This is a genomic window from Arthrobacter rhamnosi (assembly GCF_054510855.1).
In genome coordinates, this window is sequence record NZ_JBTNDT010000003.1 from 313,180 (window position 1) to 331,944 (window position 18,765).

Sequence of the window (18,765 nt, forward strand, 5' to 3'; positions counted from 1 at the left end):
AGGAAAGGAAGAGTCGGGACATGTCCGTCGACACACGCCCAGCTGACGCCGCCCCGGGGAGACTCGCACGGCAGGCACTGTCCGCACTGCTGTATCGGCGGGGGCGCCTGCGCCTCGCCGGTCTCCTGACCGCCCCTGCAGCCTGGCTCATCCTGGTCTACATCGCGGCGCTGAGCGCACTGCTCATCACCGCGCTGTGGACGGTGGACACCTTCACCGGGAAGGTGTCCACCACGTGGACCCTGGACAACCTCATCCAGGTCACCACCGATCCCGTCTACCAGACGATCGCCCTCCGGACGCTGCGGATCGCTGTCCTCGTGACCGTCGTCGACATGGTGCTCGCGCTCCCCATCGCCTTCTTCATCGCGAAGGTCGCCTCGCCGCGCTGGCGGGGTGTCCTCGTCGTCGCCATCCTGATGCCGCTGTGGGCCAGCTACCTCGTGAAGGCCTACGCCTGGCGCAACGTCCTGGCCGAGGGCGGTCTGCTCGAATGGCTGGGCATCAACAGTCCGGGCTACAGTGAGGCGGCCGTCATCATCGCGCTGTCCTACATCTGGCTCCCCTACATGATCCTGCCGATCCATGCGGGCTTCGGACGGGTGCCGGACTCCCTGCTCGAAGCCTCGAGCGACCTCGGCGCAAAGCCTCTCGCCACGCTCCGGCTGGTCATCCTCCCGATCCTCGTGCCCTCCATCATCGCCGGCACCATCTTCACCTTCGCCCTCACCCTGGGCGACTACATCACCGCGCAGATCGTCGGCGGGACGACACAGATGCTCGGGACCGTCGTCTACGCCAACGTCGGCGCCGCCAACAACCTGCCGCTGGCCTCTGCTGTCGCACTGATCCCCATCGCCGTCATCATGGCCTACCTCCTCATCGTGCGGCGCACCGGCGCCCTGAACAATCTCTAGGAGCCCGGAGTGAAACTGTCCCGAAGTGCCCGCATCACCCTCGGTACCCTCACGGCGGTGGTCCTGCTCTTCATCTACGTGCCGCTGCTCCTGGTGGTCGTCAACTCCTTCAACAGCGACCGGAGCTTCGGGTGGCCGCCGCGCAGCTTCACCCTGGAATGGTGGTCGCGGGCCTTCCAGTCCGAGGGCGTCCGGGAAGCCCTCGCCACCTCCCTGTGGGTGGCCCTCATCTCCACGGCCATCTCACTGGTCCTCGGGACCCTCCTGGCCCTGGCGCTGCAGCGGCACGACTTCTTCGGCAAGGACGTCATCAACCTCCTCGTCATCCTGCCGATCGCCCTCCCGGGCATCGTCACCGGCATCGCCCTCAACAACCTGTTCACCACGGTGCTCGGGGTCTCCCTCAGCCTCTGGACCGTGATCATCGCCCACGCCACCTTCTGCATGGTCACCGTGTTCAACAACGCGATCGCCAGGCTCCGCAGGACGAACAGCAGCCTCGAGGAAGCATCCTCGGACCTCGGGGCCGGCATCTTTACCTCCTTCCGGCTCGTGACGCTCCCCCAGCTCCGCTCGGCCCTGGTCGCCGGTGGCCTCCTCGCCTTCGCGCTGAGTTTCGACGAGATCATCGTCACCACCTTCACCATCGGAGCCGGCCAGCAGACGCTCCCCGTGTGGATCCTCAACAATCTCTTCCGTCCCAACCAGGCACCCGTGGTCAACGTCGTCGCCGTCGTCCTGATCATCGCGTCCGTCGTCCCGGTCTGGCTCGCACAGCGCCTGTCCGGTGATGCCATCGGGACGACCCGGAGCCGCAAGAAGGCGTCGCCCGGCATCACGAAAGCGTCCTCGACGGCACGCTGACGAAGGTACCCTTCGGCTCCCGGGCGGCGGCCTCGGAGGCGGGTTGAGCGCAAGCACCTCCGTTTCCGTCATGCGCGGTGACCTCGCAGGCCGGTACGCCCGGGCCGCATTGACGTGGGCGTGTGATGTGTGCCATATTTCTCGTGTGAACCTGTCAGACAGCCGGACAGCCGGACAGCAGCCCGCCGATCCGCCGGCCGCCACGAGCTATCCGCTGGCCCGCGTCAGTGCCGCCGAGGCCGTCTTCAATGCTCTCCGCAGCGACATCGAGAGCGGAGCGCTGGAGGTGGGTGCGAAGCTCAGTTCGGAAGCCGCCCTCGCACAGCGCTACGGCGTGAGCCGGTCGGTGGTCCGGGAGGCCCTGCGCTCCTGCAACGCCCTCGGACTGACCGTGACCAGGACGGGACGCGGCACGTTCGTGCTGGCGAACCACGTGGCCAAGGACCTGGTGCTCGGCCAGTACTCCGCCCTGGACCTCACCGAGGCCCGTCCCCACATCGAAGTACCCGCGGCAGGGCTCGCCGCGGAACGGCGCACCCCTGACGAGCTCGAAGCCCTACGGGACATCGTGGCCGCCATGGCCGCCGAGGACGATCCCGAAGCCTGGGTCGCCCTCGACTCCGGCTTCCACGTCGCGATCGCCCGGGCCAGCCACAACCAGGTCTTCGAGGACGTCGTCTCCAACATCCGCGATGCGCTGGCGCACCAGTCGGAGACCCTCAACATGGTGACCGACCGTCAGCACGCGTCCGACCGCGAACACCAGCAGATCCTTGCCGCCGTGGAGGCGGGCGACGCCGAGGAGGCCTGCGCCGCCATGAGCCGCCACCTCCACGCGGTGGGCGCCGCCCTCGACTCCATTCTCAGTCCGTAAGTCTCCCAGCGTGCCCGTCACCCTGTAGTCGACCGCCAAAACGTCACCCCCGAGGACTCCATGCCCTTCCCTGCCCTAGCCGACCCCGCCCCGGAACCGGCGTTGCATCACCTTCCGCAGCACGTGCCCCTCGCCGCGCAGACCCGCGACGGGCTCGTGGAGAGCATCCACTACGGCTCGCTGATCGCCACCGCCGAGGAAGGCACGGGCACCCGGACCCTCCTCACAGCGGGCGATCCGCTGGCTCCCTTCTACCCGCGCTCCGCGCTCAAGCCGCTCCAGGCCGTCGCCCTGGTGCGTGCCGGGCTCGATCTTCCCGCCGATTTGCTCGCCCTCACCGCGGCCAGCCACTCCGGCGCTCCACAGCACGTCGACGGTGTCCGACGGATCCTGGCGATGCACGGACTGGCCCCGGACGTGCTGGACAGCAGCTCCGACCTCCCGTACGGAACCGCCGAGCGGGACGAGTGGCTCCGCGCGGGCGGGACGGCGACGCAGCTGACCCAGAACTGCTCGGGCAAGCACGCCTCCATGGCTGCCACCTGCGTGATCAACGGCTGGCCGGTTACGGGCTATCTCGATCCCGACCACCCCCTGCAACGGCTGGTGGCCGAGTCCGTCGCCGACCTGACGGATGAACAGCCCTCGGAACTGTCCACCGACGGCTGTGGAACCCCGCTGTTCGCCCTGACCCTCCGCGGCATGGCCCGCGCGTTCGGCGTTCTTGCCCGCGCTGCCGCGGAAGCGGAGGGAGCGGTGGGCACGCCGACTGCGGAAGCCGCCGTCGGACTGGCCATGCAACGGCACCCCGACATGGTGGCCGGCGAGCACCGTGACGTCACGGAGCTCATGCGGCTCGTCCCCGGTGCCGTGGCGAAGGACGGCTTCCAGGGCGTCCAGCTGATCGGTCTGCCGGACGGCCGGGCCGTGGCGGTCAAGATCTCCGACGGCGGGGACAGCGCCCGCATGCCCGTCGCCGTCGCCGCACTGGAAGCGCTCGGCGTCGACACGGGACCGCTGGCCCCGATCGCCCGGACCGCGGTGCTCGGCGGAGGCCGGACCGTCGGCACCCTCCAGGCCCTCGACTTCCTGTCCACGCCCGCCGACGAAGCCCCCTAAGGACCACGATGACCGACTCCTACTCCACTGCCCCGTTCCGCTCCGAGCACGACCTCCTGGGCGACAGGGACGTCCCCGCCCAGGCGTACTGGGGGGTCCACACGCTGCGCGCGGTGGAGAACTTCCCCATCACCGGCCAGCCCCTGTCCTCCAACATGCATCTGGTCCGGGGCCTGGCTGCCGTGAAGCTCGCCGCCGCCCGCACCAACCACGAGCTCGGCCTGCTCGACGGCGAGCGCGCCCGGGCCATCGCGGAAGCATGTGCCGACATCATGGCGGGCCGGCTCAGCGAGCAGTTCGTGGTGGACGTCATCCAGGGCGGTGCCGGGACGTCCTCGAACATGAACGCCAACGAGGTGATCGCCAACAGGGCCCTGGAGATCCTCGGGCACCCGAAGGGCGACTACGCGCGGCTGCACCCCAATGACCACGTCAACCTCAGCCAGTCCACGAACGACGTGTATCCCACGGCGGTCAAGCTGGGCACGATCTTCGCCGCCCGCGAGCTGCTCGAAGCGCTCACCGAGCTCGAAGACGCCTTCGCTGCCAAGGCCCTCGAGTTCCGCACGGTCGTGAAGATGGGCCGCACGCAGCTCCAGGATGCAGTCCCCATGACTCTCGGCCAGGAATTCGGCACCTACGCCGTGACGATCGGCGAGGATCGGCTCCGCCTGGCGGAAGCCGACCTGCTGATCCATGAGATCAACCTCGGCGCGACGGCGATCGGCACGGGCCTGAACGCCCCCGCCGGGTACGCCGAGGCCGCCTGCCGGCATCTTGCGGAGATCACCGGCCTGCCGCTCGTCACGGCCGTGGACCTGATCGAGGCGACGCAGGACGTCGGCGCCTTCGTGCACCTCTCCGGCGTGCTCAAGCGCGTCGCCGTGAAACTGTCCAAGATCTGCAATGACCTGCGGCTGCTCTCCTCCGGCCCGCGTGCCGGCTTCGGTGAGATCAACCTCCCCGCGGTGCAGTCCGGTTCCTCGATCATGCCCGGGAAGATCAACCCGGTCATCCCGGAGGTGGTCAGCCAGGTCGCCTACGAGGTCATCGGCAACGACGTCACCATCACCATGGCTGCGGAAGCAGGCCAGCTGCAGCTCAACGCCTTCGAACCGATCATCGTCCACAGCCTCCACAAGAGCATCTCCCACCTGGAAGCAGCCTGCCGCACCCTCGCGGCCCGCTGTGTCCGGGGCATTACGGCCAACACCGAGCACCTCCGCCTCACCGTGGAACAATCCATCGGCCTGGTCACGGCCCTCAACCCGCAACTGGGCTACGCCACCGCAACAGCCATCGCCCAGGAAGCCCTCGCCACCGGCAAGGGCGTTGCAGAACTCGTACTCGAACACGGGCTGCTCACCGGCGAGCAGCTCGCCGAACTCCTCAGCCCGCGGCGCCTCGCCAACCTGAGCAAGTAAAGGACCGTCATGACACAGCAACAACCGGCCACGCAGCAACCGGCCATCTCCGACCACACGATCCCCGTACACGCCCACGCCTCCGAGGCGACCCTCCACCGCGAGGACGAGGGCTACCACAAGGGCCTGAAGCCCCGGCAAGTCCAAATGATCGCTATCGGTGGCGCCATCGGCACCGGCCTCTTCATGGGTGCCGGCGGCCGCCTCGCCGCGGCAGGGCCCGCGCTCATCCTCAGCTACGCGGTCTGCGGTTTCTTCGCCTTCATGATCCTCCGGGCCCTCGGCGAACTGGTCATGCACCGGCCCTCCTCCGGTTCGTTCGTCTCCTACGCCCGCGAGTTCTTCGGCGAGAAGGCCGCCTTCGTCGCGGGCTGGCTGTACTGGCTCAACTGGGCCATGACCGCCATCGTCGACATCACGGCCGTCGCGCTCTACATGAACTTCTTCCGGAAGTACTGGGCGCCGATCGCGGACGTGCCGCAGTGGGCCTGGGCCCTGGCCGCCCTGATCCTGGTGCTGGGCCTGAACCTCATCAGCGTCAAGGTGTTCGGGGAACTCGAGTTCTGGTTCGCGCTGATCAAGGTGGTCGCCCTGGTGTCCTTCCTCGTCGTGGGCATCTACTTCGTGATCTTCGGGACTCCCGTGGACGGCCAGGAGGTCGGTTTCAGCCTCATCGCGGACAACGGTGGCATGTTCCCCAACGGCCTGCTGCCCGCCGTCGTGGTGATGCAGGGTGTCGTGTTCGCTTATGCCTCGATCGAGCTGATCGGCACCGCGGCGGGCGAGACCGAGAACCCCGAGAAGATCATGCCCAGGGCCATCAACACGGTGATCGTGCGCATCGCGGTGTTCTACGTCGGGTCGCTCATCCTGCTCTCGCTGCTGCTGCCCTACACCTCCTACAAGGCCGGCGAGAGCCCGTTCGTGACGTTCTTCGGCTCCATCGGGGTGAACGGCGTGGACGCCATCATGAACCTGGTGGTCCTCACTGCGGCGTTGTCCTCCCTCAATGCCGGCCTGTACTCCACGGGCCGCATCATGCGCTCCATGTCGGTCGCAGGTTCCGCCCCGAAGTTCGCGTCACGGATGAACAAGGCAGGCGTTCCGTACGGCGGCATCGCCCTGACCGCGGCCGTCGCCCTTCTCGGCGTCGTCCTCAACGCGGTGGTTCCCGCCCAGGCGTTCGAGATCGTGCTGAACGTCGCATCCCTCGGCATCATCAGCACCTGGGGCGTCATCGTCCTGTGCCAGATGCAGCTGGCACGGCTGGCCAAGCGCGGCGAGCTGCTGCGCCCCGCCTTCCGCATGCCCGGCGCTCCCGTCACCGGGTGGATCACCCTCGCCTTCCTCCTGGCGGTGCTGGTCCTGATGGCCTTCGACTCGCCGGTGGGCACGTGGACCATCGGCTCCCTGGTGGTCATCATCCCCCTGCTGATGCTCGGCTGGCGGCTGTGCCGTGACCGCGTGCTGGAACTCGCGGCAGTCCGTGACGGCCACACCGGCCCCTACCCTCTGGTGGCGAACCGTCCCGGTCCTGGCGCGAAGGCCCGCGACTAGATCCGGCATCGCTGGAGCGAACGGACGCAGAGGAACCCGCGCACCGCGGGGGACTCTGCGTCCGTTCGTGCTTCCCCCCGGTGGCGACGTCGCCCTTCCTGCTGCTGCAGCTCGTGCCACGGCGCCCTTTTCTCCCTAGGATGTCGAAGGACGAGGAGAAAGCGTGTCGATATGCACGAGCAGACGGCGATGTTCGAGGGCGAGCGCCCGCGGCTCCTCCGCCTGGCCGAGCGGATTCTCTCCGACCACGCCGAAGCGGAGGACATCGTCCAGCAGGCGTGGCTGCGCCTGTCGTCCGTTGAGCACATCGACCATGTCCCGGCCTGGTTAACCACCGTCACCACCCGGCTGTGCCTCGACAGGCTGAGGGCGAAGACGCCCGTGCCTCAGGACGAACTCGAGGATTACGATTCCGCCGAAACCTCGCCGGATCCGGCCGACGAGGTGGCCCTGGCTGACACTGTCGGCCTCGCCCTGCAGGTGGTGCTCGAACGCCTGACGCCTCGAGAGCGGGTGGCGTTCGTCCTTCACGAGAGCTTCGACGTCGACTTCGCGACCATCGCCACCATCCTCGACGCCAGCCCCGACTCGGCCCGGAAGCTCGCCTCGCGGGCTCGTGCCAAGGTCGCCCGCCCCTCCCCCGCCAGAATGCCGGACTGGCAGGTCGTCGATGCCTTCCTCGCTGCCGCGCGCGGAGGTGACTTCGGCCGCCTGCTCGAACTGCTGGCTCCCGACGTGATCGTCACGGGCGACGACGCCGCTGTCGCGCTGGGCACCCCGCAGAGGATGGCGGGGCGCCAGCAAGTGGCTTCCTTCTTCAACGGCGCCGCCAAGACGGCGTTCGCGGTGTTCCTCGGTTCGCGCCCAGGTGCGGCGTGGATCCACCGCGGCGAGGTCAAAGTGGTCTTCGACTTCACCGTCGCCGGCGGCCGGGTCAGCGGAATCACCTTCCGGGCCGCCCCCGAAGCACTGGCCGCGGTGCAGCGCCGCCATGCGGACGGACCGGCTCAGTCCTCCGACAGCTGAGCGAAGGCCTTCTTCGTGTCGCGGTACCAGCCCATCGCGGCGAGCGGCCTACGCCACCGGCTCTTCATCTCCTCATGTGCCGGCGCATGGCTGGTGTCGCCGGCCCGGACGGCATCGCGGAGATGGCGGTCCTGGGCCTTGATCACCGCGTCGGCGTCGTCACCCCGGAGGGCGTGGTCGCACGGGCCGCCGAGCTGGCTGCAGGTCATCGTCTTCATGGTGATCATCCTTCGGTTGAGGCGGGCTTCCCCGGCAGGGCTCCGATGCCCTGCACTTGTATGACGAGTGGCGAGGGGGAAATGTGACCGATCGCGGACAGCCAGCAGCGGTGTCGGTGCGGCACTGTTCCATCACGATTTCAGGGCTCGCCGCTCCGGGGACACATCCCTCTATATCCTCTGCACATGCGAGCTATCGCGATAAGTCTCGGCATCGCTCTGTTCCTCCCCGGCCTCGCCGGCTGTGGTTACCCTTCGGGCACGACCTGCGTCGATTGGGTCCGCTTCGAGACGCTGCAGGAGAGGTTCGACCAGGCGGAGCTGGTGATCGTCGGGGTCGGAACGGAACGGGATGGGACCGAGTCGATCTACGATGCCGAGGCGCACTCCTACCGGGTGGACGTGGCCGAGGTGCTGAAAGGCGATCTGCCGAGTGGGACAGTACGGATCTCGTCGATGCCGGTGACCTGCACCGCGGGCAGCCAGTATCCCGAGGGCGATCCGCTCGACACGGCGTCCGACGTGCTGATCTTCGCGAACCGGCACGAGGGCGAGTGGTTCACCCTGACGCCCTTCGACGGAGTCCTCCCCTACTCCCAGGACACCGTGGATTCCCTTCTCCGATAGACCGTCAGCAGGGACACGCAGGGCACGACGACAGGTGCCGCACCTCTCTGGGGAGCCGGCGGGAGCTCCTGTGGCCGGATTCTATCGGTGGTGGGCGTTTTTACTACTCTTCTGCGGGGCCGCGACCAGCCAGTGTTACTCCTGTGGCCCGGAGGTCGGGCCCTAAACAGGAGTCGGACAATGGAGCAGCCCGTGCAGTCGATCACGAAGGCCAGGGCGACGACTCGCTGCATGGGATCACTGTATTGACCGGCGGCTTCATCGGCCCTCATCGAAGTCCATGTCGCTCTGCTCGTCGGCATCAGTCCGACGACGGGCTCCCCCGCGGCACCCGACCCGGCCGGCCAGCTGCTCTGAGGACCTCAAAATGTCAGTGGCACGCGGGAAAATAGGACATGGACGGCAGCGAGGAACCATTGAGGCAGGCAGCCACACTTCGCTGTGGCGCTGGATCAGGCTCCGCTGTTCGTCAGCTCGGCGTGCGGGATGTCATCGACGCGGTAGCGTCCATTCGGCCCGGCAGCGGAAGCGCGGAGCTGATCGACCAGGTGCGTGATCTCGAGGACCTCAAGTCTGCCGTCGCCGCACTCCAGGCCAGGCTCGCCGTCGCGTTCGATGTGGCTGAGCGCCGTACCCAGGCCGAGGCGGGCGTTCCCGCAGCGGAGCAGGGCCAGGGCGTCGGCGCGCAGATCGCCCTCGCCCGCCGGGAGTCCCCGTCCCGCGGGAGCCGCCTGCTGGGTTTGGCCAAGGCGCTCGCCACGGAGATGCCGCATACCCTGGCCGCGCTGGAGACAGGCCGGCTGAACGAATGGCGCGCGACGCTCCTGGTCAGGGAGACGGCGTGCCTCAGCGCCTCGGATCGCTGTGCGGTGGATGACGAGCTGTCGGCCGATACGGGAACCTTCATCGGTGCCGGCGACCGGGTAATTGTCGCCGCGGCCCGGACGGCGTCGTACCGTAGGGATCCTCGCTCGGTGACGGACCGTGCGCGCCGCGCAGCCGGTGAGCGGCACGTCAGTCTGCGCCCCGCGCCCGACACGATGGCCTACCTGACAGCACTGCTGCCCGTCACCGAAGGCGTGGCGGTGTACGCGGAGCTCTCCCGGCACGCAGATTCCCTACGTTCCGACGGGGATGCCCGTAGCCGAGGTCAGGTCATGGCGGATGCGCTGGTCGAATGGACCACCGGTACGCCGGGCGGCATATCCGGGGTGGAGATCCAGCTCGTCATGACTGACCGCACGCTCTTCCAGGGAGGCAGCGAACCGGCTCGGCTCGCCGGGTACGGCGTCGTTCCAAGCGGTTGGGCTCGGACGCTGGTGACTCCGCACCTGTCCGATTCCAGGGAGGACTTCCGAACCTGGCTCCGGCGCCTGTACACCGCCCCCGGAAGCGGCGAGCTCCTCGCCGTCGACTCCCGGGCCCGGCTCTTCTCGGCAGGCCAGCGCCGGTTCATCGAGGCTCGGGACTCCTCTTGCAGAACGCCCTATTGTGACGCGCCTATCCGCCACTACGATCACATCGTCCCCTGGCACGACGGCGGACCCACGAGTCTTTCCAACGGCGCCGGCCTCTGCGAAGCCTGTGACCACACAAAGGAGCTCCGAGGCTGGATGGTGAAGGCCGTCCCCGCTGTCCGGCACGCGATCGACGTCCGCACTCCCACCGGCCACCTGTACAGATCGACAGCTCCTCCTCCGCCTGGGAGCAGCGGCAAAGCGGGTGATGTGTCGTTGCGGCGGTACCGACGGCTGATGCGCCGACACATCAAGGCGCTCCGCGCCCATCGGCTGGACACGCTCGCCGCCTGACGCACGCGCCGGCATACGACTGCTCGGGCCGTGGTACCGGTAGCCCCTCCTGACAAGTACTGCTCCTGCGTCCGTAAAGGAACGGAAGAGTATACAAACAACAGTAGTGAATACCTCCTTCCTCGTGACACTACCCGTCGAACGCAAGTAGAGAAAACGCACAGAATCAAGAAAGCAAAATGCTAGGTTGCTTAGCGAAAACGACTGGAAAGATTAGGCTGCTTAGCAAATAACGGCGCAATAACCCTAGGCTACTTAGTAATCAACTCCGAGAAAGCGCTTGCGCCGATCAATCCCAACCGCTATTACTCGCCAGTACGAAATAAGGCCCCTACTATGTGTGCATTGGGTGTGGCTGGGGTCACATAGGGCAAGCCCTATCCCGTTTCCGGGCCAGCCGGAACGCAGCGTTGAGTTCCGGATTCAATGAACGACCCGGGCAGTTCCTCTGCCTGGTGATTAGGGGGTAGTTATGGCTGGAACGTTCGAGCTTTTCCAGGACGGAGGCGTTTCCTTCAGATTCAGGCTGAAAGGGTCCGATGGGACGGTCGTAGCCGTGTCCGGGCAGTTCCCGGACAAAGCGTCAGCGGTCGAGGGTATTCGCGTGGTCCGTGAGTGCGCCGGGACGGGGCTGATCACGGACCTTTGCCCACCGATGTCCCGTCAGGCAGTAACGAGGCGGGCCCCCTCACCGGCGTACTCGGACGCGTCATAAATTCTTCAGTCCAAGTGTGGCCGCCTGCGAAGGGCGATGCCCAATAGGGGCCAGATTGTCTGATCCTTGAAGCGCTCGCAGCGCCCGGCCAAGATATGCCGGAGCTGCGGAACGACAAACCGCTTCGAGATCTGATTTCTGCCTCTTTGCGGGGAGGAATGTCCCGCCCAGACGCGCGGCCGCCGAGAATGGCTGAACGTACACGTTCACCACTTTTGGCAATTACTTGCAGCGTGGACCAGGGAACAAGTAATACCTACTCAGGCAGGACACGCTGGCGGCGGTCACTGTTGATAGAGACACGGAAGTGTTTAGCGAGGCGCAAGGAGCAGACATGATGATGGTGCAGAACAATTCAACGGAAAACCTGCTGACAGTTGCGGAGATCGCGGCCCGGATGCGGGTCTCGAAGATGACGGTGTACCGTCTGGTGCAGTCCGGGGCAATGCCTGGAATCCGATTCGGCCGCTCCTATCGGGTGACCGAATCGGCCGTGCAGCAGTACCTCGAGGACGTCAACTCCGGGCACTGATCCACCGCTCGTCGCCGAACTCGGGGCGCGCGATACCCGCGCATCGGGAGTCGCCATCGTCGGTAGCGGGGGTGGAGTGTCCGGACACGACGTTCACGGGTCCGCCTCGACGGAGGGCCGCTGCCCCACCTCACGCACCGCTGCAGGTGCGGGAGCGTCTTGGCCGCCAGGGAATCGACCGCTTCGGCGATGCCGCGCTGAGGTTGCGGCAGGCTGGCGATGTAGGCGAAGACCGGCTTGTCCCCGACCGCCGCTTTCGTCGGGCTCACCCCCGGCCTGTCATGGCTTCCGGCAGTGTCCAGCCGGCGCTCTGAACCTCCAGCCGGCGGCCTGAACCGAGGCCCTCGTGGCCGCACCCCGGACTCCGCCGTTCCGGGTCTCCTCGCTGTCCACGGCGAGATGGTAGTCCATCCACACAGCGGATGGAGCGATTGCGCATGCCTTGTGGGGCAGAAAGCGGAGAGCCTAGCTGGACGACGTCCAACTCGGCTCTCCGCTTTCCTTCAACTAAGCCCGCGTCTCGCAGCGCGCCCAGCCAACCGACTTGTCACTGAACTGTCAGAAGTCCCAGTCCTCGTCCTCGGTGTTCACGGCCTTGCCGATTACGTACGAGGAGCCCGAGCCGGAGAAGAAGTCGTGGTTCTCGTCGGCGTTCGGGGACAGTGCGGAGAGGATCGCCGGGTTCACGTCGGTGACCGACGACGGGAACATCGCCTCGTAGCCCAGGTTCATCAGCGCCTTGTTGGCGTTGTAGTGCAGGAACTTCTTGACGTCCTCGGCCAGGCCCACGGAGTCGTAGAGGTCGTGCGTGTACTGGACCTCGTTCTCGTACAGCTCGAAGAGCAGCTCGAACGTGTAGTCCTTGATCTCCTGGCGGCGCTCTGGCGTGGCGCCCTCCAGACCGCGCTGGAACTTGTACCCGATGTAGTACCCGTGCACGGCCTCATCCCGGATGATCAGGCGCACCAGGTCGGCCGTGTTCGTCAGCTTGGCGCGCGACGACCAGTACATGGGCAGGTAGAAGCCGGAGTAGAACAGGAAGGACTCGAGAAGGGTCGAGGCGACCTTGCGCTTCAGAGGATCATCGCCGCGGTAGTAGTCCGTGACGATGTTCGCCTTCTTCTGCAGGTTCACGTTCTCCGTGGACCAGCGGAACGCCTCGTCGATCTCCTTGGTGGAGGCCAGCGTAGAGAAGATCGACGAGTAGCTCTTGGCATGTACCGACTCCATGAACGCGATGTTCGTGAGGACGGCCTCCTCGTGCGGGGTAACGGCGTCGGGGATGAGGCTGACGGCTCCGACGGTGGCCTGCACGGTGTCGAGCAGGGTGAGGCCCGTGAAGACGCGCATGGTGAGCTGCTGCTCCTCCGGCGTGAGCGTCGCCCACGACTGGATGTCGTTGGACAGCGGCACCTTCTCGGGCAGCCAGAAGTTGTTCACCAGGCGGTTCCAGACGTCGACGTCCTTGTCGTCCTGGATGCGGTTCCAGTTGATGGCCTGGACCTGGTCGACGAGCTTCAGCTTCTCGCTCATGGTGTGTTCCTTGTCTGGGTGTAAGTAATGCCGGCGATACCGGTGGTGCTTGGAGTGCCAGGCCGGGCGAACTGCCCGGCCTGGCGACGTTACTTGCCTAAAGCATGCAACTGACGCAGCCCTCGACCTCGGTCCCTTCCAGCGCGAGCTGGCGGAGGCGGATGTAGTAGACGGTCTTGATGCCCTTGCGCCAGGCGTAGATCTGCGACTTGTTGATCTCACGTGTGGTGGCGGTGTCCTTGAAGAACAGCGTCAGGGACAGGCCCTGGTCCACGTGCTGGGTCGCAGCCGCGTAGGTGTCGATGATCTTCTCATAGCCGATCTCGTACGCGTCCTGGTAGTACTCCAGGTTGTCGTTGGTCAGGTACGGCGCCGGGTAGTACACGCGGCCCAGCTTGCCTTCCTTGCGGATCTCGATCTTCGACGCCACCGGGTGAATGGAGGACGTCGAGTTGTTGATGTACGAGATGGAACCGGTCGGCGGGACGGCCTGCAGGTTCTGGTTGTAGATGCCGTGCTCCATGACCGAGGCCTTCAGGGCACGCCAGTCCTCCTGCGTGGGGATGTGCACGTCGGCGAACAGCTCACGCACGCGCGGCGTCGCCGGCTCCCATACCTGATCGGTGTACTTGTCGAAGAACTCGCCGCTGGCGTACTTGGACTTCTCGAAGCCGGCGAAGCGGCGACCGGTCTCGATCGACATCAGATTCGACGCCCGGATGCAGTGATACACCACGGAGTAGAAGTAGATGTTGGTGAAGTCCAGGCCCTCTTCGGAGCCGTAGTGGACCCGCTCCCGGGCGAGGTAGCCGTGCAGGTTCATCTGGCCCAGGCCGATGGCGTGCGAGGCGTCGTTGCCCTTGGCGATCGAGGGCACCGAGCTGATGTGGCTCATGTCCGAAACTGCCGAGAGGGTACGGATCGCGGTCTCGATGGTCCGGCCGAAGTCGGGCGAATCCATGGTCTTCGCGATGTTCAGCGAGCCGAGGTTGCAGGAGATGTCCTTGCCTACCTGGTCGTAGGACAGGTCCTCGTGATACGTCGTGGGCTCGGAGACCTGGAGGATCTCGGAGCACAGGTTGGACATGATGATCTTGCCGTCGATCGGGTTGGCCCGGTTCACGGTGTCCTCGAACATGATGTACGGGTAGCCGGACTCGAACTGGATCTCCGCGAGGGTCTGGAAGAACTCGCGCGCCTTGATCTTGGTCTTCTTGATGCGGGCGTCGTCCACCATCTCGTAGTACTTCTCGGTGACCGAGATGTCGGAGAACGGCATGCCGTACACGCGCTCGACGTCGTAGGGCGAGAACAGGTACATGTCCTCGTCGCGCTTGGCGAGCTCGAAGGTGATGTCGGGCACGACGACGCCGAGAGACAGCGTCTTGATGCGGATCTTCTCATCGGCGTTCTCGCGCTTGGTGTCGAGGAAGCGGTTGATGTCCGGGTGGTGGGCGTGCAGGTACACGGCGCCGGCACCCTGGCGGGCACCGAGCTGGTTGGCGTAGGAGAAGCTGTCCTCGAGGAGCTTCATCACGGGGATGACGCCGGAGGACTGGTTCTCGATCTGCTTGATCGGAGCGCCGACCTCACGGATGTTCGTCAGGGCGAACGCGACGCCGCCACCGCGCTTGGAGAGCTGCAGGGCCGAGTTGATGGAGCGGCCGATGGACTCCATGTTGTCTTCGATGCGGAGCAGGAAGCAGGAGACCAGCTCGCCGCGCTGGCGCTTGCCGGCGTTGAGGAAGGTCGGGGTGGCGGGCTGGAAGCGGCCGTCGATGATCTCGTCGACCATCTGGATGGCGAGTTCCTCATTGCCGCGGGCCAGGTGCAGCGCGACCATGCACACGCGGTCCTCGTAGCGCTCGAGGTAGCGCTTGCCGTCGAACGTCTTCAGCGTGTACGAGGTGTAGAACTTGAAGGCGCCGAGGAAGGTCTCGAAGCGGAACTTCTTGGCGTACGCGCGCTTGTAGAGGTCGCGCATGAAGTTCATGGAGTACTGGTGGAGGGTCTCGCGCTCGTAGTACTCGTTCTTCACCAGGTAGTCGAGCTTCTCCTCGAGGTCGTGGAAGAAAACCGTGTTGTTGTTGACGTGCTGCAGGAAGTACTGGTGCGCGGCCTCGCGGTCGGCGTCGAACTGGATCTCCCCGTCCGGCCCGTACAGGTTCAGCATTGCGTTGAGCTCGTGGTAGCCCATGTCCTTGAATCGGCTGACCGCGGCTGCGGGTGTGCCCGTCTCCGTCTCTGCAACACTCATGTCCAAAACTCTTCCAATCCTCTGGTAACTCGGTCTACGTCCTCGGACGTGCCCATGACTTCAAATCTGTATAGGACGGGGACGTTGCATTTGGCGGCGACGATGTCGGCGGCAAGGCAGTAGGTCTCACCGAAATTGGTGTTACCGGCCCCGATGACCCCCCGGAGGAGGCTGCGGTTCTGCTCGTTGTTCAGGAATTTCACCACCTGGCGGGGTACGGCACCCTTGCCGGTGATCCCCCCGTAGGTGGGAAGGACCAGCACGTAGGGCCGAAGCGCCCGCAGCGTCGGCTCCCTGGTGAGCAGTGGCATGCGGGCAGCCCGGACCCCCAGCTTCTCGACGAAGCGGTGGGTATTGTCGGAGACCGACGAGAAGTAGATCAGCGGGGCATCGGTGACCGGACCCTCCCCGCCTCCGGCTTCTGCCGGATCGGGGTGGTCGGCTCGGTCCTCCACGGTGATCGTGGCCATGTCCGATGCCACACCAGCGGATCCCCGAGGGGAACCGGTCAGGCTACCGAACTCACGACGGAGTCGGCGAGCGAGTTGATCTTGTCGGGACGGAATCCGGACCAGTGGTCGTTGTCCGTGATGACGACCGGAGCCTGCATGTAACCCATCGAGCGGACGCGCTCGAGTGCCGCGGGATCCTGCGAGATGTCGACGCTCTGGTAGGCGATGCCCTTCTTGTCCAGAGCCCGGTAGGTGGCGTTGCACTGTACGCACGCCGGCTTCGTGTAAACCGTGACGGTCATGTCTTGGTCCCCTTTTCTCTACTGCTGTCATGCTGTGTCATGGGTGGTGCGCGGCCCCGGAAAGGGGAAGGAAATCCGGGGATTTCCGCGCCTCCGGGCCCATGCCCGTCCAGCGGTTGTTCTGTCCCTCGATACTACATCTAGTGCGACCAACTCGTGCGTACCCCTAGATGATGTATTACAAGTATGTCATTACGGGAGCGAGTAGTCCACACGATGTCCACAGATCCAGGGCTCCGGAAAGCACGGAAACGAGCCGATCCGAGGCCGGAAAAGGCACCTGGTCCACACGCTGTGGAGTACTTCCGCACAGGCTGAAAAACTTCCGTGTCGCGTTTCCCTGGCGTGTCGCGGCAGCCGCGTGTAGAAGACTGGGGCGAAGGAATCAGCCGACGAGGAGAGTACGACGTGGTCAACCCGGTCCACCTGCGGACACTGCTCGAGGTCATCCGCCACGGGTCCTTCAGCGGCGCCGCCACGAGCCTCGGCTACACGGCGTCCGCGGTATCCCAGCAGATGTCGGCACTGGAACGGGACACGGGCGCCACGCTCTTCACGCGGGCCGCCCGCAGTGCGATTCCTACGGACGCCGCCCTCGCGATGTCCCGGCATGCCTCGAAGGTCCTGACCGACATCGATGCGCTGCTCGCCTCGACCGCCCGTGCCGGCACCGGTCCCGCCCATGAGCTCCGGCTCGGCATCTTCCCCAGCCTCGCGACGTTCGCACTCCCTCGGCTGCTGCGCATGCCGGAATGGCAGCGGCTCGGCGTGTCCTTGCGCGTCTTCGTCGGGGAACCGGCGCACACGATCCAGGGGCTGCGCACCGGGGGCGATCTCGACCTCGCGCTCGTGTACCAGGTCGGGCAGGCCGGACTCGCCTGGCCGTCGACCCTGAGCCGCCAGTGGATCGGCGACGACGACTTCCGGGTCATCCTGCCCACGAGCTGGGGCATCCGCAGCGGGTCGCGCGTCACCGCCGACCAGCTCGCGGACATGCCGTGGATCATGCACCACCCCGGCACCGCGGACGCGACGGTCATCGAACGCCTCTTCGCGAGCTGCAACCTCCATCCCCGTATCGCGGCCTACTGCGACGACTTCAATGCCAGCCTCGAGCTCACCGCGGCGGGCCTCGGAGCAGCACTGGTGCCCGAACTCGCCATGGTCAACCGGCCCGAGGGCATCGTGGCGCTCGACGTCCCGGAGATCCGGCTGGCCCGCAGCATCTTCGCCCTGCGCACGGGCGACGCGGACGACGCACGCGTGCGGCTCTTCATGGACCAGCTCGCAGATATCCTGCGGGGGCAGAGCATCGGTCCCAAGCACACCGCTCCCGGCTACGCACGCCCCTCCGGCTCCTGAATTCCCGTTGCGCCCGTCCGGCGCTGTCCGTACCTTCGGGTCAGGAGCGGGCACCGGTCCGCTGGTTTTCCCGTGATCTTCCGAGGAGGAACCCAATGCGGATCAAGAACAGCGTGGTCGTCATCACCGGGGCGGCGAGCGGCATCGGCCGGGCCACAGCCCTTCGGTTCGCCCGTCGCCACGCGAACCTCGTCCTCGCCAGCAGGCGGGTGGAAGCGCTCGAGACACTCGTCGCCGAGTGCGCTGCGCTGGGCTCGCGAGCCATCGCCGTTCCCACCGACACATCCGAGCACGCGGCCGTCCAGGAGCTCGCAAGCAGGGCCGTCGAGGAGTTCGGGCGCATCGACGTCTGGGTGAACAACGCGGCCGTCTCGTTCTTCTCGCCGTTCCTCGAGGTGCCCCTACGCGACTTCGAGCGGGTGATCGACGTCAACGTGATGGGCTACGTCTACGGGGCCCGTGCCGCACTGGAGCGCATGCAGGACCAGGGCTCCGGCGTCCTCGTCAATGTCGCGTCCATCGTCGGGGAGATCCCCCAGCCCTACACTTCCGCCTACTCCATGTCGAAGGCGGCCGTCCGCGCCCTCGGCGTCAGCCTCCGGTCCGAGCTGAAACTGGACCGGAAGAAGCACATCCACGTGTGCACGGTCCTCCCGCCCACCATCGACACGCCGTTCTTCAACCACGCCGCGAACTACACCGGCCGCCGGGCGGTGGCGATGCCGCCCGTCTACAGCGCGGACCGCGTCGCGAAGGCCATCCTCGACGTCGTCGAGGTACCGACCCGGGAGGTGGCGGTCGGCCGGATCGGCCGCTCCATGGTCCGGCAGCACCGCCTCATGCCGGCCCGGCTCGAGAAGCTGATGGCCGTGCAGGTGGAGAACAGCCATCTGTCCAAGAAGGAACCGGCCGAGGACTCGACCGGCAACCTGTACGGGCCCTCCCTGGACCCGGCGAATGCCGCTGTGACGGGTGGCTGGAGCGGTAAACGGCGCACCGCGCAGCGGATGGTCCTCGGCACCGCCCTGGTGGGTGCGGGCGCAGTCGTATTCGGCGACAAGCTCAAGGGCGCCCTCCCCTTGGTCGCAGGGGCCGCGGGGACGGTGGGACAGGCCGTCAAGGCCGCGGGCAAGGGTTCCTAGACCCGCGAGCGCAGGTCCGCGAGCGCTGGTCGA

At 66.3% G+C, this 18,765-nt stretch carries 18 protein-coding genes; 13 read left to right on the forward strand and 5 right to left on the reverse strand.

Translation table 11 applies throughout. From position 1 onward, the window contains the following. Positions 1–20 precede the first annotated feature (20 nt). The 7 genes from ACX80I_RS08190 to ACX80I_RS08220 all read left to right on the forward strand — a co-directional run bounded on the left by ACX80I_RS08190 (position 21) and on the right by ACX80I_RS08220 (position 7,781). Positions 21–917, forward strand: a complete 897-nt coding sequence (locus tag ACX80I_RS08190; RefSeq protein ID WP_459344620.1) for an ABC transporter permease — start codon at positions 21–23, stop codon at positions 915–917. Between the two features lie 9 nt (positions 918–926). Then, entirely contained in the window at positions 927–1,781 is an 855-nt protein-coding gene (locus tag ACX80I_RS08195) for an ABC transporter permease (RefSeq protein WP_459344621.1), read from the forward strand. Between the two features lie 145 nt (positions 1,782–1,926). Then, positions 1,927–2,655 (forward strand): FadR/GntR family transcriptional regulator, encoded by a 729-nt coding sequence (locus ACX80I_RS08200; RefSeq protein ID WP_459344622.1) that lies wholly within the window; start codon positions 1,927–1,929, stop codon positions 2,653–2,655. Between the two features lie 60 nt (positions 2,656–2,715). Next, positions 2,716–3,774, forward strand: a complete 1,059-nt coding sequence (locus ACX80I_RS08205) for an asparaginase (protein WP_459344623.1) — start codon at positions 2,716–2,718, stop codon at positions 3,772–3,774. An 8-nt stretch (positions 3,775–3,782) separates the two neighbouring features. Then, positions 3,783–5,198, forward strand: a complete 1,416-nt coding sequence (locus ACX80I_RS08210; RefSeq protein WP_459344624.1) for an aspartate ammonia-lyase — start codon at positions 3,783–3,785, stop codon at positions 5,196–5,198. Between the two features lie 9 nt (positions 5,199–5,207). Continuing rightward, the gene (locus ACX80I_RS08215; RefSeq protein ID WP_459344625.1) at positions 5,208–6,755 is read left to right on the forward strand and encodes an amino acid permease; all 1,548 of its coding nucleotides are present in this window, start codon (positions 5,208–5,210) and stop codon (positions 6,753–6,755) included. A 171-nt stretch (positions 6,756–6,926) separates the two neighbouring features. Further along, positions 6,927–7,781, forward strand: a complete 855-nt coding sequence (locus ACX80I_RS08220; RefSeq protein ID WP_459344626.1) for a sigma-70 family RNA polymerase sigma factor — start codon at positions 6,927–6,929, stop codon at positions 7,779–7,781. Here ACX80I_RS08220 and ACX80I_RS08225 read toward each other — a convergent pair. Next, the gene (locus tag ACX80I_RS08225; protein ID WP_459344627.1) at positions 7,763–7,999 is read right to left on the reverse strand and encodes a hypothetical protein; all 237 of its coding nucleotides are present in this window, start codon (positions 7,997–7,999) and stop codon (positions 7,763–7,765) included. The two genes, ACX80I_RS08220 and ACX80I_RS08225, sit on opposite strands and share 19 nt — an antisense overlap. 186 nt (positions 8,000–8,185) lie before the next feature. On the opposite strand from ACX80I_RS08225, the gene ACX80I_RS08230 reads away from it, so the two are divergent. The 4 genes from ACX80I_RS08230 (at position 8,186) to ACX80I_RS08245 (ending at position 11,684) form a co-directional block, all read left to right on the forward strand. After that, positions 8,186–8,626: a hypothetical protein gene (locus tag ACX80I_RS08230; RefSeq protein WP_459344628.1), complete on the forward strand. Its 441-nt coding sequence runs from the start codon at positions 8,186–8,188 to the stop codon at positions 8,624–8,626. Positions 8,627–9,021: 395 nt separating this feature from the next. Beyond that, positions 9,022–10,437 carry an HNH endonuclease gene (locus ACX80I_RS08235; protein WP_459344629.1) on the forward strand — a complete coding sequence of 472 codons (1,416 nt, stop codon included), beginning with the start codon at positions 9,022–9,024 and terminating at the stop codon, positions 10,435–10,437. Between the two features lie 472 nt (positions 10,438–10,909). Continuing rightward, entirely contained in the window at positions 10,910–11,152 is a 243-nt protein-coding gene (locus tag ACX80I_RS08240; RefSeq protein WP_459344630.1) for a YegP family protein, read from the forward strand. A 334-nt stretch (positions 11,153–11,486) separates the two neighbouring features. Further along, positions 11,487–11,684 (forward strand): helix-turn-helix domain-containing protein, encoded by a 198-nt coding sequence (locus tag ACX80I_RS08245; protein ID WP_459344631.1) that lies wholly within the window; start codon positions 11,487–11,489, stop codon positions 11,682–11,684. Between the two features lie 558 nt (positions 11,685–12,242). Here ACX80I_RS08245 and nrdF read toward each other — a convergent pair. The 4 genes from nrdF to nrdH all read right to left on the reverse strand — a co-directional run bounded on the left by nrdF (position 12,243) and on the right by nrdH (position 16,228). Further along, entirely contained in the window at positions 12,243–13,217 is a 975-nt protein-coding gene (gene nrdF / locus ACX80I_RS08250) for a class 1b ribonucleoside-diphosphate reductase subunit beta (RefSeq protein WP_459344632.1), read from the reverse strand. A gap of 97 nt (positions 13,218–13,314) precedes the next feature. Further along, positions 13,315–15,474: a class 1b ribonucleoside-diphosphate reductase subunit alpha gene (gene nrdE / locus ACX80I_RS08255; protein WP_459344633.1), complete on the reverse strand. Its 2,160-nt coding sequence runs from the start codon at positions 15,472–15,474 to the stop codon at positions 13,315–13,317. Further along, on the reverse strand, positions 15,471–15,944 hold the full coding sequence (gene nrdI, locus ACX80I_RS08260; protein ID WP_459344634.1) for a class Ib ribonucleoside-diphosphate reductase assembly flavoprotein NrdI: 474 nt from the start codon (positions 15,942–15,944) through the stop codon (positions 15,471–15,473). Before nrdI ends, nrdE begins: the two co-directional genes overlap by 4 nt. 38 nt (positions 15,945–15,982) lie before the next feature. Then, complete coding sequence (gene nrdH, locus ACX80I_RS08265; protein WP_087073531.1) at positions 15,983–16,228, reverse strand: glutaredoxin-like protein NrdH; 246 nt, start codon at positions 16,226–16,228, stop codon at positions 15,983–15,985. Between the two features lie 408 nt (positions 16,229–16,636). On the opposite strand from nrdH, the gene ACX80I_RS08270 reads away from it, so the two are divergent. Both ACX80I_RS08270 and ACX80I_RS08275 read left to right on the forward strand, forming a co-directional pair. Further along, positions 16,637–17,590 carry a LysR family transcriptional regulator gene (locus ACX80I_RS08270; protein WP_459344635.1) on the forward strand — a complete coding sequence of 318 codons (954 nt, stop codon included), beginning with the start codon at positions 16,637–16,639 and terminating at the stop codon, positions 17,588–17,590. A gap of 95 nt (positions 17,591–17,685) precedes the next feature. Further along, positions 17,686–18,732, forward strand: coding sequence for an SDR family oxidoreductase (locus ACX80I_RS08275; RefSeq protein ID WP_459344636.1), 1,047 nt, complete (start codon positions 17,686–17,688; stop codon positions 18,730–18,732). Positions 18,733–18,765 lie beyond the last annotated feature (33 nt).

Excerpts from the sequence above, each read along its gene's own strand:
- ACX80I_RS08190 (WP_459344620.1), top strand. The coding sequence starts at position 21 with ATGTCCGTCGACACACGCCCAGCTGACGCCGCCCCGGGGAGACTCGCA.
- ACX80I_RS08205 (WP_459344623.1), top strand. The coding sequence starts at position 2,716 with ATGCCCTTCCCTGCCCTAGCCGACCCCGCCCCGGAACCGGCGTTGCAT.
- ACX80I_RS08210 (WP_459344624.1), top strand. The coding sequence starts at position 3,783 with ATGACCGACTCCTACTCCACTGCCCCGTTCCGCTCCGAGCACGACCTC.
- ACX80I_RS08215 (WP_459344625.1), top strand. The coding sequence starts at position 5,208 with ATGACACAGCAACAACCGGCCACGCAGCAACCGGCCATCTCCGACCAC.
- ACX80I_RS08220 (WP_459344626.1), top strand. The coding sequence starts at position 6,927 with ATGCACGAGCAGACGGCGATGTTCGAGGGCGAGCGCCCGCGGCTCCTC.
- ACX80I_RS08225 (WP_459344627.1), bottom strand. The coding sequence starts at position 7,999 with ATGAAGACGATGACCTGCAGCCAGCTCGGCGGCCCGTGCGACCACGCC.
- ACX80I_RS08230 (WP_459344628.1), top strand. The coding sequence starts at position 8,186 with ATGCGAGCTATCGCGATAAGTCTCGGCATCGCTCTGTTCCTCCCCGGC.
- ACX80I_RS08235 (WP_459344629.1), top strand. The coding sequence starts at position 9,022 with ATGGACGGCAGCGAGGAACCATTGAGGCAGGCAGCCACACTTCGCTGT.
- ACX80I_RS08240 (WP_459344630.1), top strand. The coding sequence starts at position 10,910 with ATGGCTGGAACGTTCGAGCTTTTCCAGGACGGAGGCGTTTCCTTCAGA.
- ACX80I_RS08245 (WP_459344631.1), top strand. The coding sequence starts at position 11,487 with ATGATGATGGTGCAGAACAATTCAACGGAAAACCTGCTGACAGTTGCG.
- nrdF (WP_459344632.1), bottom strand. The coding sequence starts at position 13,217 with ATGAGCGAGAAGCTGAAGCTCGTCGACCAGGTCCAGGCCATCAACTGG.
- nrdE (WP_459344633.1), bottom strand. The coding sequence starts at position 15,474 with ATGAGTGTTGCAGAGACGGAGACGGGCACACCCGCAGCCGCGGTCAGC.
- nrdI (WP_459344634.1), bottom strand. The coding sequence starts at position 15,944 with ATGGCCACGATCACCGTGGAGGACCGAGCCGACCACCCCGATCCGGCA.
- nrdH (WP_087073531.1), bottom strand. The coding sequence starts at position 16,228 with ATGACCGTCACGGTTTACACGAAGCCGGCGTGCGTACAGTGCAACGCC.
- ACX80I_RS08275 (WP_459344636.1), top strand. The coding sequence starts at position 17,686 with ATGCGGATCAAGAACAGCGTGGTCGTCATCACCGGGGCGGCGAGCGGC.